General features: G+C 72.0%; 21 protein-coding genes and 2 pseudogenes. 16 read left to right on the top strand and 7 right to left on the bottom strand.

Annotation, left to right across the window (positions count from 1 at the left end; genetic code table 11):
• Positions 1 to 50: 50 nt before the first annotated feature.
• A complete protein-coding gene (locus ACYBSK_RS30085) occupies positions 51 to 1,094 on the top strand; it encodes a 3-isopropylmalate dehydrogenase (RefSeq protein WP_457480390.1) in 1,044 nt (347 codons plus the stop codon).
• A gap of 259 nt (positions 1,095 to 1,353) precedes the next feature.
• Positions 1,354 to 2,442: a branched-chain amino acid aminotransferase gene (locus tag ACYBSK_RS30080; protein WP_460244008.1), complete on the top strand. Its 1,089-nt coding sequence runs from the start codon at positions 1,354 to 1,356 to the stop codon at positions 2,440 to 2,442.
• Positions 2,443 to 2,511: 69 nt separating this feature from the next.
• Here ACYBSK_RS30080 and ACYBSK_RS30075 read toward each other — a convergent pair whose 3' ends face one another.
• A complete protein-coding gene (locus tag ACYBSK_RS30075) occupies positions 2,512 to 2,685 on the bottom strand; it encodes a hypothetical protein (protein ID WP_457480388.1) in 174 nt (57 codons plus the stop codon).
• 144 nt (positions 2,686 to 2,829) lie between these two features.
• Between ACYBSK_RS30075 and ureA the strand changes: the two genes are divergently transcribed.
• The 4 genes from ureA to ACYBSK_RS30055 are packed head-to-tail and all read left to right on the top strand — an operon-like array spanning position 2,830 to position 6,913.
• Positions 2,830 to 3,549: an urease subunit gamma gene (gene ureA / locus ACYBSK_RS30070; protein ID WP_457480387.1), complete on the top strand. Its 720-nt coding sequence runs from the start codon at positions 2,830 to 2,832 to the stop codon at positions 3,547 to 3,549.
• A complete protein-coding gene (locus ACYBSK_RS30065; RefSeq protein WP_460244007.1) occupies positions 3,546 to 5,258 on the top strand; it encodes an urease subunit alpha in 1,713 nt (570 codons plus the stop codon). Before ureA ends, ACYBSK_RS30065 begins: the two co-directional genes overlap by 4 nt.
• A 12-nt stretch (positions 5,259 to 5,270) precedes the next feature.
• Entirely contained in the window at positions 5,271 to 6,302 is a 1,032-nt protein-coding gene (locus ACYBSK_RS30060) for an agmatine deiminase family protein (protein WP_460244006.1), read from the top strand.
• 2 nt (positions 6,303 to 6,304) lie between these two features.
• Complete coding sequence (locus tag ACYBSK_RS30055) at positions 6,305 to 6,913, top strand: TetR/AcrR family transcriptional regulator (protein ID WP_460244005.1); 609 nt, start codon at positions 6,305 to 6,307, stop codon at positions 6,911 to 6,913.
• Here ACYBSK_RS30055 and ACYBSK_RS30050 read toward each other — a convergent pair.
• The 3 genes and pseudogenes from ACYBSK_RS30050 to ACYBSK_RS30040 all read right to left on the bottom strand — a co-directional run bounded on the left by ACYBSK_RS30050 (position 6,910) and on the right by ACYBSK_RS30040 (position 9,538).
• On the bottom strand, positions 6,910 to 7,767 hold the full coding sequence (locus ACYBSK_RS30050; RefSeq protein ID WP_457480383.1) for a 5-oxoprolinase subunit C family protein: 858 nt from the start codon (positions 7,765 to 7,767) through the stop codon (positions 6,910 to 6,912). The genes ACYBSK_RS30055 and ACYBSK_RS30050 overlap by 4 nt on opposite strands.
• A gap of 344 nt (positions 7,768 to 8,111) precedes the next feature.
• A pseudogene (locus tag ACYBSK_RS30045) lies at positions 8,112 to 8,774 on the bottom strand (5-oxoprolinase subunit B family protein); the annotation flags it as partial.
• The gene (locus ACYBSK_RS30040) at positions 8,771 to 9,538 is read right to left on the bottom strand and encodes a LamB/YcsF family protein (protein WP_460247125.1); all 768 of its coding nucleotides are present in this window, start codon (positions 9,536 to 9,538) and stop codon (positions 8,771 to 8,773) included. The pseudogene ACYBSK_RS30045 and the gene ACYBSK_RS30040, both read right to left, overlap by 4 nt.
• Positions 9,539 to 9,729: 191 nt before the next feature.
• Here ACYBSK_RS30040 and ACYBSK_RS30035 point away from each other — a divergent pair, with 191 nt between their 5' ends.
• The 5 genes from ACYBSK_RS30035 (at position 9,730) to ACYBSK_RS30015 (ending at position 14,565) form a co-directional block, all read left to right on the top strand.
• Entirely contained in the window at positions 9,730 to 10,473 is a 744-nt protein-coding gene (locus tag ACYBSK_RS30035; RefSeq protein WP_457480382.1) for a DUF969 domain-containing protein, read from the top strand.
• A complete protein-coding gene (locus tag ACYBSK_RS30030) occupies positions 10,470 to 11,429 on the top strand; it encodes a DUF979 domain-containing protein (protein WP_460244004.1) in 960 nt (319 codons plus the stop codon). The genes ACYBSK_RS30035 and ACYBSK_RS30030 overlap by 4 nt, the downstream gene beginning before the upstream one ends.
• Positions 11,430 to 11,440: 11 nt before the next feature.
• Complete coding sequence (gene pcp / locus ACYBSK_RS30025) at positions 11,441 to 12,085, top strand: pyroglutamyl-peptidase I (protein ID WP_457480380.1); 645 nt, start codon at positions 11,441 to 11,443, stop codon at positions 12,083 to 12,085.
• Between the two features lie 130 nt (positions 12,086 to 12,215).
• Entirely contained in the window at positions 12,216 to 13,181 is a 966-nt protein-coding gene (locus ACYBSK_RS30020) for a DUF2891 domain-containing protein (RefSeq protein ID WP_460244003.1), read from the top strand.
• Between the two features lie 61 nt (positions 13,182 to 13,242).
• Complete coding sequence (locus tag ACYBSK_RS30015; RefSeq protein WP_457480378.1) at positions 13,243 to 14,565, top strand: MFS transporter; 1,323 nt, start codon at positions 13,243 to 13,245, stop codon at positions 14,563 to 14,565.
• 14 nt (positions 14,566 to 14,579) lie between these two features.
• On the opposite strand, the gene ACYBSK_RS30010 is transcribed toward ACYBSK_RS30015, so the two are convergent.
• On the bottom strand, positions 14,580 to 15,326 hold the full coding sequence (locus ACYBSK_RS30010; RefSeq protein WP_457480377.1) for a TetR/AcrR family transcriptional regulator: 747 nt from the start codon (positions 15,324 to 15,326) through the stop codon (positions 14,580 to 14,582).
• 123 nt (positions 15,327 to 15,449) lie between these two features.
• Here ACYBSK_RS30010 and ACYBSK_RS30005 point away from each other — a divergent pair, with 123 nt between their 5' ends.
• From ACYBSK_RS30005 to ACYBSK_RS29990, 4 genes are all read left to right on the top strand, one after another.
• Positions 15,450 to 16,043 (top strand): NADPH-dependent FMN reductase, encoded by a 594-nt coding sequence (locus tag ACYBSK_RS30005; RefSeq protein ID WP_460244002.1) that lies wholly within the window; start codon positions 15,450 to 15,452, stop codon positions 16,041 to 16,043.
• 8 nt (positions 16,044 to 16,051) lie between these two features.
• Positions 16,052 to 17,497, top strand: coding sequence for a DHA2 family efflux MFS transporter permease subunit (locus tag ACYBSK_RS30000; protein ID WP_460244001.1), 1,446 nt, complete (start codon positions 16,052 to 16,054; stop codon positions 17,495 to 17,497).
• 293 nt (positions 17,498 to 17,790) lie between these two features.
• Complete coding sequence (cimA, locus tag ACYBSK_RS29995) at positions 17,791 to 19,422, top strand: citramalate synthase (protein ID WP_457480374.1); 1,632 nt, start codon at positions 17,791 to 17,793, stop codon at positions 19,420 to 19,422.
• An 88-nt stretch (positions 19,423 to 19,510) separates the two neighbouring features.
• Positions 19,511 to 20,854 carry a hypothetical protein gene (locus ACYBSK_RS29990; protein ID WP_457480373.1) on the top strand — a complete coding sequence of 448 codons (1,344 nt, stop codon included), beginning with the start codon at positions 19,511 to 19,513 and terminating at the stop codon, positions 20,852 to 20,854.
• Between the two features lie 24 nt (positions 20,855 to 20,878).
• Here the strand turns inward: ACYBSK_RS29990 and eno are convergent, their stop codons facing one another.
• Positions 20,879 to 22,156: a phosphopyruvate hydratase gene (gene eno, locus ACYBSK_RS29985; RefSeq protein ID WP_460244000.1), complete on the bottom strand. Its 1,278-nt coding sequence runs from the start codon at positions 22,154 to 22,156 to the stop codon at positions 20,879 to 20,881.
• 215 nt (positions 22,157 to 22,371) lie between these two features.
• Here eno and ACYBSK_RS29980 point away from each other — a divergent pair, with 215 nt between their 5' ends.
• Positions 22,372 to 22,794, top strand: coding sequence for a MarR family winged helix-turn-helix transcriptional regulator (locus tag ACYBSK_RS29980; RefSeq protein WP_457481898.1), 423 nt, complete (start codon positions 22,372 to 22,374; stop codon positions 22,792 to 22,794).
• 4 nt (positions 22,795 to 22,798) lie between these two features.
• Here the strand turns inward: ACYBSK_RS29980 and qcrB are convergent.
• A pseudogene (gene qcrB, locus ACYBSK_RS29975) lies at positions 22,799 to 24,385 on the bottom strand (cytochrome bc1 complex cytochrome b subunit); the annotation flags it as partial.
• Between the last annotated feature and the right edge of the window lie 12 nt (positions 24,386 to 24,397).

The following is a 24,397-nucleotide window of genomic DNA, read 5'->3' as shown; positions in this document are numbered from 1 at the left end:
ATCGTGGACGCCGTGTGTCATCCCATGGGACGGAGGGGTACGGTGCTCGCATGTCTCGCAGCATCAATCTCGCAGTGATCCCCGGTGACGGCATCGGCCAGGAGGTCGTGGCCCAGGGTCTCAAGGTCCTCTCCGCCGTCCTTCCGCAGGATGTGAAGCTGGAGACCGAGGAGTACGACTTCGGCGCCAAGCGCTACCACGCGACCGGTGAGACCCTCACCGACGCCGACCTCGACTCCCTCAAGAAGCACGACGCCATCCTGCTCGGCGCCATCGGCGACCCGTCGGTGCCGTCCGGCGTCCTGGAGCGCGGCTTCCTGCTCAAGCTCCGCTTCGCGTTCGACCACCACGTCAACCTGCGTCCGTCGAAGCTCCTTCCGGGTGTCTCGACCCCGCTCGCGGGCGAGCCGGACATCGACTTCGTCGTCGTCCGCGAGGGCACCGAGGGCCCGTACACGGGCAACGGCGGTGTGATCCGCAAGGGCACGGCAGCCGAGGTCGCCACCGAGGTCTCCGTCAACACCGCCTTCGGTGTGGAGCGTGTGGTGCGTGACGCGTTCGCCCGCGCCCAGGCCCGCCCCCGCAAGAAGCTCACGCTGGTCCACAAGAACAACGTGCTGACCTTCGCGGGCCACCTGTGGACGAACATCTTCAACAAGGTGGCCGAGGAGTTCCCCGAGGTCACCACCGACTACATCCACGTCGACGCCGCGACCATCTACCTGGTCACCGACCCGGCCCGCTTCGACGTGATCGTCACCGACAACCTCTTCGGCGACATCATCACCGACCTCGCCGCGGCCGTCTCCGGTGGCATCGGCGTCGCGGCCTCCGGGAACATCAACCCGAGCCGTGAGTTCCCGTCCATGTTCGAGCCCGTGCACGGCTCGGCCCCGGACATCGCGGGCCAGGGCAAGGCCGACCCGAGCGCCACGATCCTCTCGGTCGCCCTCCTCCTGCGCCACCTCGGCTACGAGACCGAGGCCGCCCGCATCGAGACCGCGGTCTCCGCGGACCTCGGCGAGCGCGGCGACGCCGTGCGCTCCACCGACGAGATCGGTGACGCCCTCGTCGCCCGAGTAGTAGCCGGCTGACCCGGCGCTCACCATTACGGCAGCAGCCGCCGGGTCGCACACCGCGCCCGGCGGCTGTTCCTGTGCGGCCCCTGGGTGCGACCATCAGCCTTGGGCCGCTTCACGCACCCGTATCCACCTGGGTCCGTTTCGACCACACCCGTCCTCGCGAGATAATCGAACGCGGGGCCGCGATGTACGTGGAAGCTCGGACGTCCTAGTACCAGGAGTGCAGGCGTGAACGCGGTCCGTCACAACCAACGGTGAAGGACACGCAACCATGACGACGCCCACGATCGAGCTCAAGCCCACCGCCACCCCGCTGTCCGCCGCACAGCGCGAGGAGATCCTGGCGAACCCGGGATTCGGCCGCCACTTCACCGATCACATGGTGACGGTCAAGTGGACCGAGGGGCGGGGCTGGCACGACGGGCAGCTGGTGCCCTACGGACCGCTCTCCCTCGACCCGGCCACGAACGTCCTGCACTACGCGCAGGAGATCTTCGAGGGCCTCAAGGCCTACCGCCGCCCCGACGGCTCGGTCGCCACCTTCCGGCCCGACATGAACGCCAAGCGCTTCCAGCACTCCGCCTGGCGCCTCGGCATGCCCGAACTGCCGGTCGAGACCTTCATCGAGGCCTGCGACCTGCTCGTCCAGCAGGACAAGGACTGGGTGCCCGCGCACGGCGGCGAGGAGTCCCTCTACCTGCGCCCGTTCATGATCGCGACCGAGGTCGGCCTGGGCGTGAAGCCCGCCAACGAGTACCTGTTCATCGTCATCGCCTCGCCCGCCGGCGCGTACTTCTCCGGCGGCGTGAAGCCCGTCTCCATCTGGCTCTCCGAGGACCGCGTCCGCGCCGTCCCCGGCGGCGTCGGCGACGCCAAGACCGGCGGCAACTACGCGGCGTCCCTGCTCGCGCAGGCCGAGGCCGCCGCCAAGGGCTGCGACCAGGTCGCCTACCTCGACGCCGTCGAGCACAAGTGGGTCGAGGAACTGGGCGGCATGAACCTGTACTTCGTGTACGGCAACAAGATCGTCACGCCCACCCTCACCGGTTCGCTGCTCGCGGGCGTCACCCGTGACTCGCTCCTCCAGGTCGCCCGCGACCTCGGCTACGAGTCGGAGGAGCGCCGCGTCTCGATCGACGAATGGCAGGCGGCCACGGAGTCCGGCGAGCTGACCGAGGTCTTCGCCTGCGGCACCGCCGCCGTCATCACGCCGGTCGGCACCGTCAAGCGCGAGGGCGCCGAGTGGCAGCAGTCCGGCGGTGAGGCCGGCGAGGTCACGATGAAGCTGCGCAACGCCCTGCTCGACATCCAGCGCGGCACCGCCGAGGACAAGCACGGCTGGATGCACCGGCTCGGCTAGGACGTCCGGCGGTCCGGCCCCCGCCCCGCGCTCGCGCGGGGCGGGGGCCGACGCATGTCCGGGGCCCGGTCAGTCCCCGTCGCCCGACCCGCCGGACCGGCCGCCCGAACCCTTCCTCGCCGCCTGGCCCAGCGCGCCGAGCACCATCAGCAGGACCTGCGCGCAGCGCAGCAGCGCCGCGCCGGTGTACTTGGCAGCGATGACCGCCTTCGTCCGTGCGGGGGATCTCGTGGTCTCCGTCATGCCACGCATGGTCCCACTCCCCGGCCTGCCCCGTCCTTTGAATCGCGATCCATGTGCTCATGCCCTCGCGCCACCCGGACCCCCGGCCTCCTGATGCGAAGGGTTTAGAGTGGCGTTCTAAGAACGACGAGGAGGTGTGACGGCGTGCGACTGACCCCCACGGAACGCGACCGGCTGCTGCTGTTCGGTGCCGCCGAGCTCGCGCGGGCCCGCAAGGCGCGCGGCCTGCGGCTCAACGTGCCGGAGGCGACCGCCCTGATCGCGGACACCGTCTGCGAGGCGGCCCGCGACGGGAAGCGGCTCGCCGAGGCGATCGAGGCGGCCCGGTCCGCGCTCGGGCCCGAGGACGTGCTGCCGGGCGTCGCCGACGTGGTGACCGAGGTGCACGTGGAGGCGGTCTTCGACGACGGCTCGCGGCTCGCGGTCGTGAGCGACCCGATCGCTACCGGAGAGGACTCCGGCTCCCTGGGCGCGGACGCCCCCGGCGCCCTCCTGCCGGGGCCCGAGCACGAGGACCCGCGGGCCGTCCTCACGCTCACCGTCACCAATACGGCGACCGTCCCCGTCTCCGTCACCTCCCACTTCCACTTCTTCGAGGCCAACCCGCGCCTGGACTTCGTACGGGAGCGGGCCTACGGGATGCGGCTCGCGGTGCCCGCGGGGTCCTCGGTGCGGTTCGGGCCGGGGGAGACGCAGGAGGTCGGGCTGCTGCCGATCGGCGGAGCCCGCGTCGCCATCGGGTTCGCGGGCCTCGTCGACGGGCCGCTGGACGCGCCGGGCGCCAAGGACGAGGCGCTGCGCCGCGCCGCCGCCTGCGGATATCTGGGCGTATCGAGCGAGAAGACCGAGGAGGACGAGCGATGAGCCGCCCCGGAGGGCACCCCGCCGAAGCCCGCCGGCTGACCCCGTACGAGTACGCGGGCACGCACGGGCCGCGCGCCGGAGACCGCGTCCGGCTCGGGGATTCCGGGCTCACCATCCAGGTCGAGTCCGACTCCCAGAGCTACGGGGACGAGTTCCTCGCCGGATTCGGCAAGACCGCGCGCGACGGACTGCACCTGAAGGCCGCCGCCGTCCGCGACACCTGCGACATCGTGATCAGCAACGTCGTCGTGATCGACGCCGTGCTCGGCATCCGGAAGGTCTCCATCGGCATCCGCGAGGGGCGGATCCACGCCATCGGGCGGGCCGGCAACCCGGACACGATGGACGGCGTCGACGTCGTGGTCGGCACGGGCACGACGATCGTGTCCGGCGAGGGCCTGATCGCCACCGCCGGAGCCGTCGACACCCATGTGCACCTGCTGTCGCCGCGCATCATGGAGGCCTCCCTCGCCTCCGGCGTCACCACGATCATCGGCCAGGAGTTCGGCCCCGTCTGGGGCGTCGGGGTCAACTCGCCGTGGGCGCTGAAGCACGCGTTCTCAGCCTTCGACGCCTGGCCGGTCAACATCGGCTTCCTGGGGCGGGGTTCGTCCTCGCACGGCGCCCCGCTCGTGGAGGCGCTCGCCGAGGGCGGCGCCTGCGGGTTCAAGGTGCACGAGGACATGGGCGCGCACACCCGCGCGCTCGACACGGCGCTGCGCGTCGCCGAGGAGCACGACGTCCAAGTCGCCCTGCACAGCGACGGGTTGAACGAGTGCCTGTCGGTCGAGGACACCCTGAAGGTCCTCGAAGGCCGCACCATCCACGCCTTCCACATCGAGGGCTGCGGCGGCGGCCACGTACCGAACGTCCTGAAGATGGCGGGCGTCCCGAACGTCATCGGGTCCTCCACCAACCCCACCCTCCCGTTCGGCCGGGACGCGGTCGCCGAGCACTACGGCATGATCGTCTCCGTCCACGACCTCAAGACGGACCTGCCGGGCGACGCGGCCATGGCCCGCGACCGGATCCGCGCCGGGACGATGGGCGCCGAGGACGTCCTGCACGACCTGGGCGCCATCGGCATCACCTCGTCGGACGCGCAGGGCATGGGCCGCGCGGGCGAGACCGTGCGCCGTACGTTCGCCATGGCCGGGAAGATGAAGCGGGAGCTCGGCGACCCGGGCGTCGGCCACGACAACGACCGTGTGCTGCGTTACATGGCGAAGCTGACCGTCAACCCCGCCATCGCGCACGGCCTCGCGCACGAGATCGGCTCCCTGGAGCCCGGCAAGATGGCCGACATCGTCCTGTGGTCGCCCGAGTACTTCGGCGCGAAGCCCCAGCTCGTCCTCAAGTCCGGCTTCCCCGCGTACGGGGTGGTGGGCGACCCCAACGCCGCCACCGACACCTGCGAACCCCTCGTCCTCGGCCCGCAGTTCGGGGCGTACGGGGCGACGGCCGCCGAGCTGTCGGTCGCCTTCGTCGCGCAGGCAGCCGTCGACGACGGTCACGACACGATGCCCACCCGCAGGCGCCGCGTCGCCGTGCGCGGCACGCGCGGCATCGGCCCGGCCGACCTGCGCCTCAACTCCCGCACGGGAGCGGTCGACGTGGACCAGCGCACGGGTCTGGTCACCCTCGACGGCGATCCGATCCGCTCGGAACCGGCCGAGTCCGTCTCCCTCAACCGCCTCTACTTCCTGTAAGGGATCAAGCCCATGACGTATGTGATGCCGCCCGAGTGGGCCCCGCACGAGCGCACGTGGATGGCGTGGCCGGGCCCCAACCCCACCTTCGCGGACGACGGCGAGCTGGCCGGGGCGCGCGCCGCCTGGGCGTCGGTCGCGAACGCCGTGCGCGCGCACGAGCCGGTGACGATGGTCGTCGGTCCGGGCCAGGAGGCGTCCGCGCGTGAACTCCTGCACCCGTCCGTGGAGTTGACCGAGCGCGACCTGGACGACGCGTGGATGCGCGACATCGGCCCCACGTTCGTGAAGCACACGGAGTCGGGCGAACTGGCCGCCGTGGACTGGACGTTCAACGGCTGGGGCGCACAGGACTGGGCCCGCTGGGAGCACGACTCCGCGGTCGCCCGGCACCTCGCCGGCCTCACCGGCGTGCCCGTCCACTCCTCGGTCCTCGTCAACGAGGGCGGTGGCCTCCACGTCGACGGCGAGGGCACGGTGCTCCTCACCGAGACCGTGCAGCTCGACCCGGACCGCAACCAGGGCTGGACCAAGGAGCGCGTCGAGGCCGAGATCCACGCCCGCCTCGGCACCACCAAGGCGATCTGGCTGCCGCGCGGACTCACCGCCGACTACGGGGAGTTCGGCACGCGCGGCCACGTCGACATCGTGGCGGCGTTCGCGGCGCCCGGCGTCGTCCTCGTCCACTCCCAGCGGGACCCGGCGCACCCGGACTTCGAGGTGAGCCGCGAGATCATCGGCGTACTGGCCGGACAGACGGACGCGCGGGGCCGCGCGCTGGAGATCGTCGAGATCCCGGCCCCGACGGTCCTCACCGACGAGGCGGACGGCGGCTGGGTCGACTACTCCTACATCAACCACTACCTCTGCAACGACGGTGTCGTGCTGTGCGGCTTCGACGACCCGAACGACGAGCAGGCGGCGGCCATCTTCCGAGGGCTGTTCCCGGACCGGAAGGTCACCCTCGTCGACGCCCGCACGATCTTCGCGGCGGGCGGCGGCATCCACTGCATCACCCAGCAGCAGCCGGTCGCGGGGGCCTGAGCATGACCGGGACGCAGCGCAGGCGCACCCCGGCGCCGCCGCGCGAGGACGTGCTCGCCGCGACCATGGCGATGATCGCCGAGCACGGCCTGGAACGGCTGACGATGGCCGCGCTGGGCCGGGCGGTCGGGATGAGCAGCGGGCATCTCGCGTACCACTTCGGCAGCAAGGACGAGTTGCTGCTGCGCACGCTGGAGTGGAGCGAGGGGCGGCTCGGCGCGCGGCGCCGGGAGGCGCTGGTCGCGGGCGGCAGCGCGCGGGACCGCCTCGACGCGTACGTCGACCTGTACGTGCCGGACGCGCCGCGTGACCCGCACTGGACGCTGTGGCTGGAGGTCTTCAACCGGTCGCGGAACGCCGACGACGACGCGCGCGCCCGGCAGGCCGCCATCGAGGGGGCCTGGCACCGCGACCTCGTGGCGCTCCTCGCCGAGGGCATCTCGCGCGGCGAGTTCCGGACCCTCGACCCGGACCGCTTCGCGACGCGGCTGCGGGCGCTGCTCGACGGCTTCGCCATCGCGGTGGCGATCGGCCTGCGTACGGACCGGGCCGAAGTCATGGCCCACGTACGGGAGTTCCTCGACGAGGGCCTGCGCGCGGACAGGTCCTAGAGGGTGAACCTCAGCGGGGTGCCGGGCGCCGCCTGGGCCGCGGCGGCGAGTGCCGGTTCCGGGACGACGGCGATCACCGGGTAGCCGCCGGTGGTCGGGTGGTCGTGCAGGAACACCACGGGGCGCCCGTCCGGCGGCACCTGCACGGCCCCGAGGACCATGCCCTCGCTGGGCAGCTCGCCCTCCAACGCCCGTTCCAGGGACGGCCCTTCGGTGCGCAGGCCGATCCGGTTGCTGTTGCCGGAGACGGTGTACGTGGCGGTGCGGAAGGTGCGGTGCGCGCTCTCGGTGAACCAGTCCGCCCGGGGGCCCGGTCGTACCGGCAGGACGAGTTCGGCCGGGGGCGCGGGCCAGGGGGCGGCGGCCGGCAGCGCGGTCGGCGGGGGGCCGGGTGGGCCGACGGGGAGCACGTCTCCCGTGCGCAGCGGGGCGGGGCCGAGGCCCGAGAGCAGGTCGGTGGCGCGGCTTCCCAGCACCGGGTCGACGGCGAAGCCGCCGGCCACGGAGACGTAGGACCGGACGCCGGTCCGGGCGGGGCCCACGTCGAGGGTCGCGCCCGCGGGGACGTGGACGGGGGTGCCCCAGGGGGCGGGTGCGCCGTCGACGGTGACCGGGCAGGGGGCGCCGCCCACGACGAAGGTGGTGGCCCGGTCGGGGCGGAGCGCGCATCCCGTGAGGGTGGTCTCCAGGGCGGCGGTGCCCTCCGGGTTTCCGAGGAGGCGGTTGGCGAGGCGGAGTGCGGGGGCGTCGAGGGCGCCCGAGCGTGGTACGCCCAGGTGGGCGTGTCCGATCCGCCCGAGGTCCTGCACGGTGGTCAGCGCCCCACCCCGCACCACCTGCACCTTCCCCCTCACAGCGCACCCCCCGCACGCCCAACCCCGGGGCTCCGCCCCGGACCCCGCTGCTCAATCGCCGCAGGGGCTTGGTGTGTCGGGTCCTGCTGCTCAGTCGCCGCAGGGGCTTGCTGTGACGGAGCCGCCGTGCTCGACGCCGCGGGGCTCTGCCCCGGACCCCGCTGCTCAATCGCCGCAGGGGCTTGATAGGACTCGCCGAGCGTTGCCGAGGGGTGGTTCCTTTCAAGCCTCGCCGGCGTTTGAGGCGGAGCTGACCGTGTCGGGGGGTGGGGCGCATCGAGTGGGGCCGGCGATGGAGGCGTGCCGGTCGGGATGTCGAGCCTCGCCGGCGTTTGAGGCGCGGGGGCCGGGGCGGAGCCCCGGGGGTTCGGCCCCGTGGGGGTGAAGCGGACGAGGGTTCCGGGGGAGAGGAGTGCGGCGGGGGACCGGGCCACGTCCCACAGGACCCCGGGCCCGGCCATCGTTCCGATCAACTGCCACCCACCCGGCGTCGCCCGCGGATACACCGCCGAATACGCCCCGGCCAGGGCAACCGCCCCCGCGGGAACCCGCGTCCGCGGCGTCGCCCGCCGCGGCACACGCAACTCCTCCGGCAGCCCGGCCAGATATCCGAACCCGGGCGCGAACCCGCAGAACGCCACGCGATACGTGTACGACGCGTGCACCTCGCCCACCTCGTCCACGCGCACACCCCACAACTCCGCGACCTCCGCGAGGTCGGGCCCGTCGTACGTGACGGGAATCGTCACCACGTCGCCGTCCGCGACCGCCCCCACTTCCACGTCCCACGCGCCCAGTTCGCGCGCGAGCGCCTCCGGCTCCGCCACCCCGTCGAGCAGCACGGTCCGCGCCCCCGGCACGATCTCCCGCACCGGCGGCAGCGCCCCCGCCCCCCGCCTGCGCAGCAACTCCGCGTGGAACGCCCCCGCCTGCTCGGCGTCGGCGAACTCCACGAGCAGCGCCTCCCGCCCGGCGGGCCGCACCACGGGAGCCACGGCCCCGCTCACGCGAACGCCCCGACCTTGACCCCGGCGTCCTCGAGCGCCGCCCGCACGCGCGCGGCGATCCGCGCCGCACCGGGCGTGTCACCGTGCACGCACAACGACCGCGCGGCGACGGCGACATGCGACCCGTCGACCGCCTCCACCCCGCCGTCCACCGCGAACGCGACGGACCGGCGCACCACGGCGTCCGCGTCCTCGACCACGGCATGCGGCTCACGGCGCGGCACGAGCGTGCCCTCGGGGGTGTACGCACGGTCGGCGAACGCCTCGCGCACGCCCCGCAGCCCCGACTCCTCGGCCGCGTGCAGGAGTTGGGACCCGGGCAGTCCCAGTACCGGCAGCTCCCCACCGGCGAGGCGGACGCCCTCGACGACGGCGCGGGCCTGCTCACTGTCCCGTACGGTCCGGTTGTAGAGCGCCCCGTGCGGCTTCACGTACGCCACCTCGGCACCGGCCGCCTCGGCGAACACCCGCAGCGCCCCGATCTGGTACGCCACCTCGGCCGCCAGTTCGTCCGGCGGCACGTCCATGGCGCGCCGCCCGAAACCGGCGAGGTCCCGGTACGAGACCTGCGCCCCGATCCGTACCCCGCGCTCGGCGGCGAGATCGCAGACCCGGCGCATCACGGCAGGGTCGCCCGCGTGGAAGCCGCAGGCGACATTGGCGCTGGTCACGACGGAGAGCAGGGCCTCGTCGTCGGTGAGGGTCCACCGGCCGAAGCCCTCGCCGAGGTCGGCATTGAGGTCGATGACGTCCTGATCCTGGATCACCGTCTCAACGTAGAGGATTGTTCAACGATCCGACAAGGGTGAAGATTCTTTCCGGTGGCGGGCCGGACGCTGTCACGAGAAGGGCCGGAAGTCCGAATTCCGGAACCTCTTGTTAGATCGTTGAACGATCCTCTAGGGTCCGTGCATCCCTCATCCATCAGTGCGTCCCTCATCGAAAAGGCCGCCGCATGATCGTTCTGCTCGGTGTGCTCGTGGTGATCCTCGGATTCGTCACGCGCCGCAATCCCGTTCTCGTGGTCGGCGTCGCCGGCATCGTCACCGGGCTGCTCGGCAAGATGAACCCGTTGGAGATCCTCTCCGCCTTCGGGAAGTCCTTCGCCGACAGCCGCTCGGTCACCGTCTTCGCCATCGTGCTCCCGGTGATCGGTCTCCTGGAGCGCTACGGCCTGCGCGAGCAGGCCCGCAACCTCATCGGGAAGCTCGGGAAGCTCAGCGCGGGGCGGTTCCTCACCGCCTACCTGCTGGTCCGCCAGGTCACCGCCGCCTTCGGCCTCAACAACCTGGGCGGTCCCGCGCAGGCCGTGCGCCCGCTCGTGGCCCCCATGGCGGAGGCCGCCGCCGAGCGCACCGCCGGGGCGAAGCTGCCGGACCGGCTGCGCGAGAAGGTGCGTTCCTACTCCGCGTCCGCCGACACCGTCGGCGTCTTCTTCGGCGAGGACTGCTTCATCGCGATCGGCTCGATCCTGCTGATCACCGGCTTCGTGAACTCGACGTACCACGAGCACCTCGAACCCACCGAACTCGCGCTGTGGGCCATCCCGCTGGCCGTCTGCGCCTTCGTCATCCACGGCGCGCGGCTGCTGCTCCTCGACCGGCAGCTGGAGCGCGAGATGGCGCTCGCCGGCGCCGAGCACGACCTGCCGCTGCCGAAGCAGACGCCCGGTGACGCCGGGAAGGAGACCGCCAAGTGATCAAGGTCGAGTGGCTGTACTGGCTGATCGGTCTCGTCTTCGTCGTCATGGCCGTACAGATGGCGACGGACCGCACCAACCCCAAGCGCTGGACCTCGGCGGCCTTCTGGGGCCTGCTCGGACTGACCTTCCCCTACGGCACCGGGGTCGCGGGCGGCTCCACGACGCTGCCCGCCGAACCCCTCGGCGTCGCCGTCCTCGTCCTCATCGGCCTCGCCGGGTTCAACCTCATCGGCAAGGGCACCCCGGTGACGACGACGGACAAGGAGCGCGAGGCGTCGGCCCGGCGGCTCGGCAGCAAGCTCTTCATCCCGGCGCTCACGATCCCGCTGGTCGCCATCGTCTGCGCCTCCTTCCTCGACGAATCGGGCCTGTTCGAGACCGGTCAGGCCACCCTCCTCGGGCTCGGGCTCGGCTGCGTCGTGGCGCTCGTCGTCGGGATGCTGGTCACCGGCGAGCGCCGGATATCGACGCCGATCCACTCCGGGCGCTCGATGCTGGAGGCGATGGGTTCGGCGCTGCTGCTCCCGCAGCTGCTCTCCGTCCTCGGCTCGATCTTCGCGGTCGCGGGGGTCGGCACCCAGGTCGGAAAGATCACGAACGCGGTGCTGCCGGACGACTCCAAGTACCTGGCCGTGGTCGCGTACTGCGTCGGCATGTTCCTGTTCACCGTCATCATGGGCAACGCCTTCGCCGCGTTCCCCGTCATGACGGCGGCGATCGGCTGGCCGGTGCTCATCGTGCAGATGGGCGGCAACGAGCCGGCGATCCTCGCGATGGGCATGCTCGCGGGCTTCAGCGGAACGCTCGTCACGCCCATGGCCGCCAACTTCAACATCGTCCCGGCGACGCTCCTCGAACTGAAGGACCAGTACGGGCCGATCAAGGCGCAGCTCCCGACGGGCTTCGCGCTCCTCGGCTGCAACATCGTGATCATGTCGCTGTTCGCGTTCTAGGAGGTCGCAGGATGACTCGGGTGCTGCTCACCGGGTTCGAACCGTTCGGCGGGGAGTCCGTGAACCCGTCGTGGCGGGCGGCGGAGGCCGTCGCCGCCGCCCCACCGGACGGCCTGACCGTCACGGCGGTCCAACTCCCGTGCGTCTTCGGTGAGTCGCTGACCGCGCTGCGGGACGCGGTGACCCGGGCCCGGCCCGATCTGGTCGTCTGCCTCGGCCAGGCGGGAGGCCGCCCCGGCGTCACCGTCGAACGCGTCGCCATCAACGTCGACGACGCCCGGATCCCCGACAACGCCGGGGCCCAGCCCATCGACGTCCCGGTGGTGCCGGGCGGACCGGCGGCGTACTTCTCCACCTTGCCGGTGAAGGCGTGCGTGGCGGCGATGCGGGAGGCGGGGGTGCCGGCGGCGTTGTCCAACACGGCCGGGACGTTCGTGTGCAACCACGTGGCGTACGGCCTCGCGCACCTGCTGGCCACGGAACTCCCGGGCGTGCGGGGCGGGTTCGTGCATGTGCCCTGGGCGCCCGAGCAGGTCACGGACGGCACGGCGCCGTCCCTCCCGGTCGAGACGGTCGCGACGGGCCTCCGCGCGATGCTGCTCGCCGCGGTCACCACCCACGACGACCTGCGGATCACCGAGGGCGCCACCCACTAGCAGGGGCGCCCCGCGCCCCGAAAGGGGCGCGGGGAACTGCGCGAACGCAACCACAAGCGGAACCGCACCCGGCAACGCCCCCGCACCCCGCGCCCACTCACCCGCCCCCACCCCACCGAAGGATCACCCCATGCCCACCCCGGAGGAAACCGCCCGACTGGCGGCAGCCAACGTCACTCGCGAGTACCCCAACTTCACGGCCCACCTCACCACCTCCCCGGCCGACAACCCCCGCCCGAGCGACCTCCACCCCGCCTTCTACGGCGCCTACGACTGGCACAGCGCCGTCCACATGCACTGGCTGCTGCTCCGCACCCGGCCGGAGGCCCACGCCGACGTACTCGACCGCCACCTCACCCGCGAGAACCTCGCCCGGGAAGCCGCATACCTCCTGGCCCGCCCGAGCTTCGAGCGCCCCTACGGCTGGGCCTGGCTCGTCGCGCTCGCGGCGCAGTGCGACGGCACGCGATGGGCCGACGCCTTCGAACCCGCCGTCGACGCGGTCGACCGCCTCCTCACCGACTGGCTGCCGAAGGCCACGTATCCCGTGCGCCACGGCAACCACCCCAACAGCGCCTTCGCCCTCGGCCTGATCCTCGACACGGGGGAGCGCGCGGGGCTGCCGCACCGCACCCTGGACGCCGTACGGGACCGCCTGCGCGACTGGTTCGCCGACGACCACGACGCGCCCGCCCACTGGGAACCCTCCGGCCAGGACTTCCTGTCGCCGGCCCTGACGGAGGCCGACGCGATGCGCCGCGTGTTCGACGACGCCGACGCGTTCGCCGCCTGGCTCGACCGCTTCCTCCCGGCGCTCGCCACCGGCGCGCCCTGCGCGCTGCTCGACGTACCGGTCGTCTCCGACCACTCCGACCCGCAGATCGGGCACCTGCTCGGCCTCGCGCTCTCCCGTGCCGCGTCGCTGCGCGCGATCGCGAACGCGCTGCCCGAGGGAGCCGTCCGCGAGCGGCTCGCGCAGGCCGCGCGGGAGCACCTCGACGCGGGTCTTCCGGCCGTCGAGAGCGGCGACTTCACGACCGACCACTGGCTCGCGACGTTCGCCGAACTCGCCCGTGAACAGTATGAACGCAAGTAAGTGCGATCGTTGTCACTTACGCCCTTGCCCTGAGCACGACAGGTCGCGCATCGTGCCGATCATGGAACGACAGCAATGGAAGAAGATCCTGGTCGGCTCGGCCGGGAACATGGTCGAGTGGTTCGACTGGTTCGTGTACGCCAGCTTCGCGACGTACTTCGCGGGGTCCTTCTTCCCCAGCGGCAACCCGACCGCCCAGCTCATGAACACCGCCGGCATCTTCGCCGTCGGCTTCTTCATGCGCCCCGTGGGCGGCTGGCTGCTCGGCCGGGTCGGTGACCGCAAGGGCCGCAAGGCGGCGCTGACGCTCACCGTCACCCTCATGTCGGCCTCGGCCGTCCTCATCGCCGTCGCGCCGACCTACGCGGTGGCCGGGTACGGCGGCGCCGCGGTGCTGCTGATCGCCCGCCTGCTCCAGGGCCTGTCGGTCGGCGGCGAGTACGCGGCCAGCGCCACCTACCTCACCGAGGCGTCGGCGCCGGAGAAGCGTGGCTTCGCCTCCAGCTTCCAGTACGTGTCGATGACGGCGGGCCAGATCGTCGGCCTCGGCCTCCAGATCCTGCTCCAGCGCACGATGTCCGACGACGCGCTGCACAGCTGGGGCTGGCGCATCCCGTTCATCATCGGCGCCCTCGGCGCGGCGGTCATCTTCTACCTGCGCCGCAACATGCTGGAGACCGACGTCTACGAGGAGTCCGCCGACGCCGACGCCACCGTGGGCGGCGACGACAAGGGCACCCTCAAGGCGCTGTGGGCGCACAAGCGCGAGGCGTTCCTCGTCATCGCGCTGACCATGGGCGGCACCGTCGCGTACTACACGTACACGACGTACCTGACGAAGTACCTGTCGAACTCCGCGGGCCTGAGCAAGGAGACGGCGACGCTCGTCTCGTTCTGCGCGCTCGTCGTCTTCGCCTGCCTCCAGCCGGTCGCGGGCGCGCTCTCCGACCGGATCGGCCGCCGCCCGCTCCTGATCACCTTCGCGGTCGGCTCCACCTTCCTGACCGTGCCGATCATGACGCTGCTCCAGCACGCGGGCTCGTTCTGGCCGGCCCTCGGCCTCTCCCTGCTCGCCCTCGTCGTCGTCACGGGCTACACGTCCATCAACGCGTGCGTGAAGGCCGAACTCTTCCCGACCGGCATCCGCGCCCTCGGCGTCGCCCTCCCGTACGCCATCGCCAACGCCCTCTTCGGCGGCACCGCCGAATACGTGGCGCTCTGGTTCAAGAACGCGGGCATCGAATCCGGCTTCTACTGGTACGTCGCGGGCTGCGCGGCCGTCTCCCTGATCGTCTACCTCTCGATGCGCGAGACCCGCGACATCGACCTGAACCGCGTCAAGGCCGAGGCGACCGCCCCCGAGAAGGCCGAGCGGGTCGCCTGACGCCTCCGGCGGCGTCAGATCCCGAGCCGCCGCGCGATCCCGTCGAGCACGCAGTCGAGCCCGAACTCGAACTCCCAGGCGGGGTCGTCCTTGCGCGTCGCTGACAGGGTGTACGCGCGGTAGTTCGGGTAACGGCCGCTCTCCATCAGGTAGTTCATCTGCGGGGCGAGCGCCTGACGGGTCTCGTCCCCGCTCTTCCAGTCGTGCTGCTCGCGGTACTGGCGCAGCGCGATCTCGGTCTGCGTCGCGCCGTGCACGAACGCGCCGACCGCCCGGTGGGCGGCCACCATCGAGTCCGCGTCGAGGTCCTTGCCGGCCAGCGCCCTCAACTGGCGCTCCGCCACGGCCATCCGCGCGGGGGTGAGCTGGGCTCCCGGCAGCGGTGTCTGCCCGAGCCAGGGGTGGCGGAGCATCAACTCCCGCGTCTGCAAGGCGAAGGAGCGCAACACCTCACGCCAGTCGGTCACGTCGTCGGGCACGGTCAGCTCGGCGGAGACCCGGTCGAACATCAGCGCCCACAGGTCCTCCTTGCCGGAGACGTGCCGGTAGGCCGCCATGGGCGCGACGCCCAGCTTGGTGGCGAGGCGGCGCATGGTGACGGCGGCGCCGCCCTCCTCGTCGGCCAGCTCCACGGCCGCCGCCGCGATCCGCTCCAGGGTCAGCGCCGCGCGCCGGGCCGGTGCGGGCCGTTCGAGCCGCTCCCAGAGCGAGGGCTCGACGAGCCGACCCTCCTCGTCCCCGGTCTTCTTCCCTGCCGCCACGCTCCGGCTCCTCCCGCTCACGATTGTGTACATCGTATCGCCAGTGGACGCCGTACACATCGGTGTGTACGTTGTACGCGAATGAGTACGCCGTACACATCGTGCGCATCCAGGGGGTTCGCCATGTCCGACACCACTCCGCTCCGCGTCGCCGTCCTGATCGGATCCACCCGCGAGGGCCGGTTCGCGCCCGTCGTCACGCGCTGGCTCGCCGGGCAGCTCGGACAGCGTGCCGATCTGCGCGCCGATGTCGTCGACCTCGCCGAGACCCCGCTGCCCACCGTGCTGCCCGCTTTCGGCGAGGAGCCGCCGCCGGGCACGAAGGAGGCGCTCGCCCTCGTCTCGCCGCGCCTCGCGGCCGCCGACGCGTTCGTCCTCGTCACGCCGGAGTACAACCACAGCTTCCCGGCCGCCCTGAAGAACGCGATCGACTGGCACAACCAGGAATGGCACGGCAAGCCGGTCGCCTTCGTCTCGTACGGGGGTCTGTCCGGCGGCCTCCGCGCGGTCGAGCAACTGCGTGTGGTGATGGCCGAGTTGAACGCCATGTCCATCCGCAACACGGTCAGCTTCCACAACGCCTGGGGCGCCTTCGACGCGGAGGGGCGCGTCGACGATCCCGTCGTGGACGCCGCCGCGAAGTCGATGCTCGACCAGCTGACGTGGTGGGCGCAGGCGCTGCGCGACGCCAAGTCCGTCCGCCCGTACGCGGTTTGAGGGCGGCCATGACGACACTCATGGAGAAGGCGGCCGAGGAGCGGGCGACGCCCTCCCGGTTCGTGATCGCGGGCCTGCTGCTCGGCATCGTGCTCGCCACGCTGGACGGCACGATCGTCGGCACGGCCCTGCCCGTCATCGTCGACGACCTCGGCGGCCTGGACCAGCTCTCCTGGGTGGTGACCGCGTATCTCCTGGCGGCGGCCGTGACCACCCCGCTCTGGGGCAAGATCGGCGACCTCTACGGCCGCAAGGGCAGCTATCTCGCCTCGGTCGCCGTCTTCCTCGCCGGATCGGTGCTGTGCGGACTCGCCCAGGACATGGGCCAGTTGATCGCGTTCAGGGCGGTGCAGGGCATCGGCGCCGGCGGCCTGTTCGTGGGCGCGCTCTCGCTCGTGGGGACCCTGCTCGGCCCGGCCGGGGCCAGCCGCTCGCAGTCCGTCATCGGCGTACTGCTGCCCGCCGCGATGATCGGAGGGCCGCTGCTCGGCGGCTTCCTCACGGACCAGCTGAACTGGCGGTGGGTGTTCTACGTGAATGTGCCCGTCGGGGCCGTCGCGCTCGCCGTCGTCGGGGCGGGCGTGCGCTTGCGCTCGACGCGGGTGCGGGCACGGGTCGACCTCGCGGGCGCCGCACTGCTCACCGCCGCGATCCTCGCCCTGACGCTGCTGGCGTCCTGGGCCGGGACGGCGTACGCCTGGACATCGCCCCGGATCGGGGCGCTCGCGCTGGTCTCGGTGGCGGCCGTCGCGGGGTTCGTCGCGGTGGAGCGCCGCGCGGCCGAACCGGTGATCCCGCCCCGCCTGTTCCGCGACCGCAGCTTCGGCGTCGCGCAGGTGCTCAGCTTCGTCTCCGGGGCGGCGATGCTCGGGGCGGCCACCTATCTGCCGCAGTACATGCAGCACGTGCGGGGGATGTCGTCGACGGGCAGCGGACTGCTGCTGCTCCCCCTGATGCTCGGCATGATGGGCGCCCAACTGACCATCGGACGCCGGGTGGGCAACGGCGGCCGCTACCGGCACTACCCGATCGTGGGCGGCGTCCTCGGGACGGCGGGCGCCCTGGCCCTGCTCCTGCTGGACACCGGGACGGCGGCCTGGGTGGCGTCCGCCCTGACCCTGCTCCTGGGCATCGGACTCGGCTGCCTGCTCCAGCCGTCCCTGCTGATCACCATGAACAGCGCCGAGCCCCGTGACATCGGCGCGGCCAGCGGGACCCAGACACTGCTGCGGACCGTCGGAGGCTCGCTCGGCGTCGCGGTGCTCGGGTCCGTGTTCGCCGGGCGGGCGCACGGCGGCACCGACCCGGCGGGGATCGTCGCCGGGCTGCACGGCGTGGCGGTCGGCACGGCGGTGCTGTGCGCCGTGGCCCTCGGGGCGGCGCTCCTCGTACGGGAAGTGCCGCTGCGCACCCGGCCGGAGGGGGCCGGGCCCGAAGCCGACCGGGCCGCCTGACCGCATCGTGAGACCACGGCCCGGCATCCGGCCGGGCTGTGGCAGACTGCCGCCGTGCTCTCGTTCGCCATGATTATTGGCAGCAGGCGCGCCGGTCCGCAGTGACCGCCTCGTACGACCCGGTACAGGTGGACACCGTCGTCCTCGACCCGCGCGCAGACCTCTCGCACCCGCGAGGGGTTTTTCTGTTTCTGGCCCACCCACAGCCAGGCGGAGTGCGCGAGGGATCATAGATGGACGGTGGAGCCGGTCATTCCGGTAGACCGAGAATCCCCATCAGGAGCCAGATCAGCATGAGCAGCAGCCTCAGTGAACGTCCCAGTGCACAGCCCACTGAACTCGACGATTCCTTCCACGTCTTCGACACCACGCTGCGCGACGGCGCGCAGCGCGAGGGCATCAACCTCACCGTCGCGGACAAGCTGACCATCGCACGGCACCTGGACGACTTCGGCGTCGGCTTCATCGAGGGCGGCTGGCCGGGCGCCAACCCCCGCGACACGGAGTTCTTCGCCCGCGCGCGCGAGGAGATCGACTTCAAGCACGCGCAGCTCGTCGCCTTCGGCGCGACCCGCAGGGCCAACGCCAAGGCCAGCGAGGACCCGCAGGTCAAGGCGCTCCTCGACTCCGGCGCCCCCGTGATCACGCTCGTCGCCAAGTCCCACGACCGGCACGTCGAACTGGCCCTGCGCACCACCCTCGACGAGAACCTGGAGATGGTCCGCGACACGGTCTCGTACCTGGTCGCCCAGGGCCGCCGGGTCTTCATCGACTGCGAGCACTTCTTCGACGGCTACCGCGCCAACCCCGAGTACGCGAAGGCCGTCGTCCGGACCGCGCACGAGGCCGGTGCCTCCGTCGTCGTCCTGTGCGACACCAACGGCGGCTTCCTGCCCGCGCAGGTCCAGGCCGTCGTCTCCACCGTCCTCGCCGACACCGGCGCCCGGCTCGGCATCCACGCCCAGGACGACACCGGCTGCGCCGTCGCCAACACCCTCGCCGCCGTGGACGCGGGCGCCACCCACGTCCAGTGCACGGCCAACGGCTACGGCGAGCGCGTCGGCAACTCCAACCTCTTCCCGGTCGTCGCCGCCCTGGAGCTCAAGTACGGCAAGAAGGTCCTCCCCGAGGGCGCGCTGCGCGAGATGACCCGCATCTCCCACGCCATCGCCGAGGTCGTGAACCTCACCCCCTCCACGCACCAGCCCTACGTGGGTGTCTCGGCCTTCGCCCACAAGGCCGGCCTGCACGCCTCCGCCATCAAGGTCGACCCGGACCTCTACCAGCACATCGACCCCGACCTCGTCGGCAACCACATCCGCATGCTGGTCTCCGACATGGCGGGCCGCGCCTCCATCGAGCTCAAGGGCAAGGAGCTCGGCGTCGACCTGGGCGGCGACCGCGAACTGGTGGGCCGCGTCGTCGAGCGCGTCAAGGAGCGCGAGCTCCAGGGCTACACGTACGAGGCCGCCGACGCGTCGTTCGAGCTGCTGATGCGCGCCGAGGTCGAGGGCAGGGAGCGCACGTACTTCAAGGTCGAGTCCTGGCGCGCGATCGTCGAGGACCGCCCCGACGGCAGCCACGCCAACGAGGCCACCGTGAAGCTGTGGGCCAAGGGCGAGCGCATCGTCGCCACGGCGGAGGGCAACGGCCCGGTCAACGCCCTCGACCGCGCGCTCCGCGTCGGCCTGGAGCGCATCTACCCGCAGCTCGCGAAGCTGGAGCTGGTGGACTACAAGGTCCGCATCCTGGAGGGCAAGCACGGCACGTCCTCCACGACCCGCGTCCTGATCTCCACGTCCGACGGCGCGGGGGAGTGGTCCACGGTCGGCGTCGCCGAGAACGTGATCGCGGCGTCGTGGGGCGCGCTGGAGGACGCGTACACGTACGGGCTGCTGCGGGCGGGCGTCGAGCCGGTCGAGTAGCCGCCTTCAGCCTCTCCGGCGATTGAGGAGCGCAGGAGCGGGGTCCGGGGCAGCGCCCCGAGGCGTCCACTGAGTTAGCGTCGAGGGTATGAGGCCCTACCTCGCCGCCCTCGCCGCGCCGCTCCTCGCCCTGGGCGCCACCCTCGCGGTGGCGCCTCCCGCCTCCGCCGCCACGGACGTGTCCACCGTGGCGGACGCCCTGGAGAAGAGCCCTGTCTACGTCGCCCCGGGCGCCGCGGACGGGCTTACGTCCGCCGACGTCGACGCCCTCGCGGACAAGATCAAGGACGCCGACAAACCCGTGATGGTGGCGGTGCTGCCCGCGGACTTCCCCAAGCAGGACCTCTTCACCGACCTGCGGACGAAGACGGGGATCGTCGGCGTCTACGGGGTGCGCCTCGGAGAAGCGTTCGACGTGAAGGCAGACCGCCAGGTGATGTCGCAGAACGCCGTGGGCAACCTGGCGCGGTCCGTCCAGGGCGAACCCGCCAAGCAGCAGCTCGACGACTACGTCGACACGGCCGTCCGCACCGCCAAGGGCTCCGCCCCCGACAGCTGGAACGCCGGCGGCGCCGACGACGGCGTGCCCGTGGGCGCGCTCATCGGCGTCGGCGCGGTCGTCGTCGCGGGCGGCGCGGGCGCGTACGCCCTGGTCAGGCGCAACCGGCGCAGGCGCGAGGAGGAGCAGCGGGAGGCCCTCGAAAAGCTGCGGGTCGTGGTGGACGAGGACATCACGGCGTTCGGCGAGGAGCTGGAGCGCCTCGACTTCCACCCGGCGGAGGCCGGCGCCGACGACGCGATGCGCGCCGACTTCGAGCGCGCGCTCGACGCGTACGAGAAGGCGAAGCGGTTCATGGCGGCGGCCCAGCGCCCCGAGGAGGTGCGCGGGGTGACGCAGGCGCTGGAGGACGGCCGGTTCTCGCTGGCGCTGCTCGCCGCCCGCCGCGAGGGCCGCGCGCTGCCCGAGCGCCGCTCGCCGTGCTTCTTCGACCCGCGCCACGGCCCGTCCGTCGAGGACGCCGAGTGGACGCCTGAGGGCGGTGCGCCGCGCCAGGTCCCGGTGTGCGCGGCGGACGCGACCCGCCTGAAGGACGGCGACCGGCCGCTGGTGCGCACGGTCGACGCGGGAGCGGGCGAGCGCCGCCCGTACTACGACGCGGGTCCGGCGTACGGGCCGTGGGCGGGCGGCTACTTCGGCGGCGGCATCCTGCCGGGCCTGCTGGTCGGCACCGTGCTGGGCTCGATGATGGCGTCCCCCGCCTACGCGGCGGACTACGGCGCCGGGTACGGCGACTTCGGCGCGGACGCGGGCTACGACGGCGGCGACTACTCGGGCGCCGACTTCGACTCGTCCGACTTCGGCGGCTTCGGCGACGGCGGAGGCGGGGGCGACTTCGGCGGGGGCGGCGGCGACTTCGGCGGCGGGTTCTAGCGCCCGCCGCCGCCCCCTGGCGGCTCAGCGACGCAGCGCGGCCGCGCCCGCGTACCGGGCGCTCGCTCCCAACTCCTCCTCGATACGGATGAGTTGGTTGTACTTGGCGGTGCGGTCGGAGCGGGACAGCGAGCCCGTCTTGATCTGGCCGCAGCCCGTGGCGACGGCCAGGTCCGCGATCGTCGTGTCCTCCGTCTCGCCCGAGCGGTGCGACATGACGACGGTGTAGCCCGCGCGGTGCGCGGCGTGCACGGTGGCCAGCGCCTCCGTCAGCGTCCCGATCTGGTTGACCTTCACCAGGACCGAGTTGGCGACACCGGTGGCGATGCCGTCGCGCAGGATGGTCTCGTTCGTGCAGAACACGTCGTCGCCGGTGAGCTGGCAGCGGCCGCCGACCCGCGCGGTCAGGTCCCGCCAGCCCGCCAGGTCGTCCTCCGCCATCGGGTCCTCGATCGACACGACGGGGTACGAGTCGATCAACTTGACCAGGTAGTCGGCGTGTTCGGCCGGGGTGCGCCGCACGCCCTCCCCGGCGTAGTCGTAGGCGCCGTCGCGGAAGAACTCGGACGACGCCGGGTCCATGACGAGGCCGATGTCCGTGCCCGGCCGGTACCCCGTGCGCTCGACGGCGGCCACCACGAAGTCGAGGGCCTCCTCGGCGGTCCGCAGCGCGGGCGCGAAGCCGCCCTCGTCGCCCACGCCGGTGGAGTGCCCGGCGGCGAGCAGGTCGCGGCGCAGGGTGTGGAAGATCTCCGAGCCCATCCGCACGGCCTCGGCGAAGGTCTCCGCGCCGATCGGGGCGACCATGAACTCCTGGAAGTCCAGCGGATTGTCCGCGTGCGCGCCGCCGTTGACGATGTTCATCATCGGTACGGGGAGCAGCCGGGCGTCGGCGCCGCCGAGGTAGCGGTAGAGCGGCAGCCGGTGGGCGGCGGCCGCGGCCTTCGCGGTGGCCAGGGAGACCCCGAGGAGCGCGTTGGCGCCGAGCCGGGCCTTGGTGGGCGTGCCGTCCGCCGCGACGAGGGCGGCGTCGAGCCCCGCCTGGTCCTCGGCCTCGCGCCCGACGACGGCGTCCGCGAGCTCCGTGCCGACGTGTCGCACGGCCCGGTCGACGCCCTTGCCGTGCCAGCGGGCCGGGTCCCCGTCACGGAGTTCGACGGCCTCGCGGGCGCCGGTCGAGGCGCCGGAGGGGACCGCGGCGCGGCCCAGCGAGCCGTCGGCCAGTTCCACGTCCACCTCGACGGTGGGGTTGCCCCTGCTGTCGAGGACGCGGCGGCCGGTGACGGAAGTGATGGCGGTCATGGGAGTGGGTGTCCTTCCCCGTGCGCATATGTGCGCCGGGGCCCGGCTGCGGCGACGGTGGCGCGGCCCCGGCACCGAAAACTCTACAGCAATGCTGTGCAGTCGTGCTGATCAGTTCTGCTGTTCAGTGTGGCTGTCCAGCCGCGCTGCCCAGCCGTGCTGCACAGCGCGGCTGCTCAGAGCCGCTGCGCAGCAGTGCTGCGTTAAAATCCGGTATGCCCCTCCCGGAATCCGCCGCCGTCGCCGCCGAACTCCGCACCGCGATGGGAAAGCTCACGCGGCGCGTGAAGCTCGAGGACCAGATGCCGCTCGGTCAGGTGGCCGTGCTCGGCGCGCTGGACCGCAGCGGCGCGCTGACCACCAGCGAACTGGCGGCCGATCAGCGCGTGCGCCCGCAGTCCATGGCCCGTGCCGTCGGGCTGCTCATGGAGCAGGGGCTGCTCACCCGCCGTGCCCATCCGACCGACGGCCGGAAGAGTCTGGTCGAGCTGTCGGCCGCGGGGCGCGCCCTTCTCGAGGAGGAGCGGGAGCGCCGGGCGGATTGGCTCGCGCAGGCGATCGAGGCGGAACTGTCGCCCGCGGAGCGGGAGTTGCTGGCGAAGGGGATCGGCCTGGTGGAACGGCTCGCGGCGCACTAGCCCCGGCGCCCGCCTTCGGCACCTGCGTCCCCTCGCCGAACATCCACCGCGACAGGGCCACCCGCAGCCGCAGCGAGGCCGTGGCCCGGCGGCGTACGCCGTGCTCGTCCGTCCGGGGCGGCGGCTCCAGCGCGGCGGGCTGCTCGTGCTGGGTGAGCCGGTACGACTCGGCCCGCTCCAGCGGCTCGTGGACCTCCACGTACTCGCCGTGCGGCAACTGTTTGATCCGCCCCGTCTCCCGCCCGTGCAGCACCTTCTCCCGGTCGCGCCGTTGCAGCCCGAGGCAGATCCGCTTCGTGACGACGAACGCGAGCACCGGCCCGGCGAACAGCGCCACCCGCGCGAACCAGGTGATGGCGTTCACGGAGAGGTGGAAGTGCGTGGCCCACAGGTCGTTGCCGCCCGCCGCCATCGCCACGAGGAACCCGGTGAGCCACGCGACGCCGAGGGCCGTACGCACCGGGCGGTTCCGCGGCCGGTCCAGCACATGGTGCTCCCGCTTGTCGCCGGTGACCCACGCCTCCACGAACGGATACACCCCGATGAGCACCAGCCACAGCGGGAACGCCAGGAACGGGATGAAGACGCCGAGCGCGAGCGTGTGCCCGCCCACCACGATCTCCCACCCCGGCATCACCCGCACCAGACCCTCCGCGAACCCCAGGTACCAGTCCGGCTGGGCGCCGGTGGAGACCTGGTCCGGCCGGTAGGGCCCGTACACCCAGACGGGGTTGATGGACGCGACCGCCGAGATCAGCGCCACGGCGCCGAACACCAGGAAGAAGAACCCGCCCGCCTTGGCCACGTAGTTCGGGAAGAACGGCTCGCCCACGACGGTCCGTTCGGTCTTTCCGGCCCCCGGGTACTGCGTGTGCTTGTGGTAGAAGACCAGGATCAGGTGGAGGACGACGAGCACCGCCATGATGCCGGGCAGCAGCAGGACGTGGATCGAGTAGAAGCGCGCCACGATGTCGTCGCCGGGGAACTCGCCCCCGAACAGGAAGAACGACAGATACGTCCCGACGACCGGGATCGCGAGCGTCATGCCCTCCACGAGCCGCATGCCGGCGCCCGACAGCAGATCGTCCGGGAGCGAGTAGCCGAGCAGCCCCTCGAACAGGGCGAGGAACAGCAGGACCCAGCCGAACAGCCAGTTCAGCTCGCGCGGCTTGCGGAACGAGCCGGTGAAGAAGTGCCGCATCATGTGCACGAACATCGCCGCGATGAAGATCAGCGCCGACCAGTGGTGGATCTGCCGGATCAGCAGCCCGCCCCGCACGTCGAAGCTGATGTCGAGCGTGGAGGCGTACGCCTCCGACATCCGGATGCCCTTCAGCGGGACGTAACTGCCCTGGTACGTCACCTCGTTCATCGACGGATGGAAGAACAGCGTCAGATAGACGCCGGTGAGGATCAGGATGAGGAAGGTGTACAGGCAGATCTCGCCCAGCATGAACGACCAGTGGTCGGGAAACACCTTGCGCAGGTACGAGCGCCCGAGACCGTGGATCCCGAGCCGCCCGTCGGCCCAGTCGGCGAGGCGTTCACCCTTGGCGGGGGCGGGTGCGCGGCGTTCGGTTGGTGCGGACATCAGGCTCCTCCC

The sequence above is a fragment of the Streptomyces sp. BYX5S genome, from assembly GCF_054724165.1.
Note: the sequence above shows the minus strand (reverse complement) of the source record. Positions and strands in the feature narration are given on the sequence as shown.

Bases quoted from the DNA above. Each gene is read 5' to 3' on its own strand.
- ACYBSK_RS30015 (WP_457480378.1), top strand. From the start codon at position 13,243: ATGGAACGACAGCAATGGAAGAAGATCCTGGTCGGCTCGGCCGGGAAC.
- ACYBSK_RS30065 (WP_460244007.1), top strand. From the start codon at position 3,546: ATGAGCCGCCCCGGAGGGCACCCCGCCGAAGCCCGCCGGCTGACCCCG.
- ACYBSK_RS30000 (WP_460244001.1), top strand. From the start codon at position 16,052: ATGACGACACTCATGGAGAAGGCGGCCGAGGAGCGGGCGACGCCCTCC.
- eno (WP_460244000.1), bottom strand. From the start codon at position 22,156: ATGACCGCCATCACTTCCGTCACCGGCCGCCGCGTCCTCGACAGCAGG.
- cimA (WP_457480374.1), top strand. From the start codon at position 17,791: ATGAGCAGCAGCCTCAGTGAACGTCCCAGTGCACAGCCCACTGAACTC.
- ACYBSK_RS30080 (WP_460244008.1), top strand. From the start codon at position 1,354: ATGACGACGCCCACGATCGAGCTCAAGCCCACCGCCACCCCGCTGTCC.
- pcp (WP_457480380.1), top strand. From the start codon at position 11,441: ATGACTCGGGTGCTGCTCACCGGGTTCGAACCGTTCGGCGGGGAGTCC.
- ACYBSK_RS30055 (WP_460244005.1), top strand. From the start codon at position 6,305: ATGACCGGGACGCAGCGCAGGCGCACCCCGGCGCCGCCGCGCGAGGAC.
- ACYBSK_RS30020 (WP_460244003.1), top strand. From the start codon at position 12,216: ATGCCCACCCCGGAGGAAACCGCCCGACTGGCGGCAGCCAACGTCACT.
- ACYBSK_RS29990 (WP_457480373.1), top strand. From the start codon at position 19,511: ATGAGGCCCTACCTCGCCGCCCTCGCCGCGCCGCTCCTCGCCCTGGGC.
- ACYBSK_RS30075 (WP_457480388.1), bottom strand. From the start codon at position 2,685: ATGACGGAGACCACGAGATCCCCCGCACGGACGAAGGCGGTCATCGCT.
- ACYBSK_RS30060 (WP_460244006.1), top strand. From the start codon at position 5,271: ATGACGTATGTGATGCCGCCCGAGTGGGCCCCGCACGAGCGCACGTGG.
- ACYBSK_RS30035 (WP_457480382.1), top strand. From the start codon at position 9,730: ATGATCGTTCTGCTCGGTGTGCTCGTGGTGATCCTCGGATTCGTCACG.
- ACYBSK_RS30085 (WP_457480390.1), top strand. From the start codon at position 51: ATGTCTCGCAGCATCAATCTCGCAGTGATCCCCGGTGACGGCATCGGC.
- ACYBSK_RS30005 (WP_460244002.1), top strand. From the start codon at position 15,450: ATGTCCGACACCACTCCGCTCCGCGTCGCCGTCCTGATCGGATCCACC.
- ACYBSK_RS29980 (WP_457481898.1), top strand. From the start codon at position 22,372: ATGCCCCTCCCGGAATCCGCCGCCGTCGCCGCCGAACTCCGCACCGCG.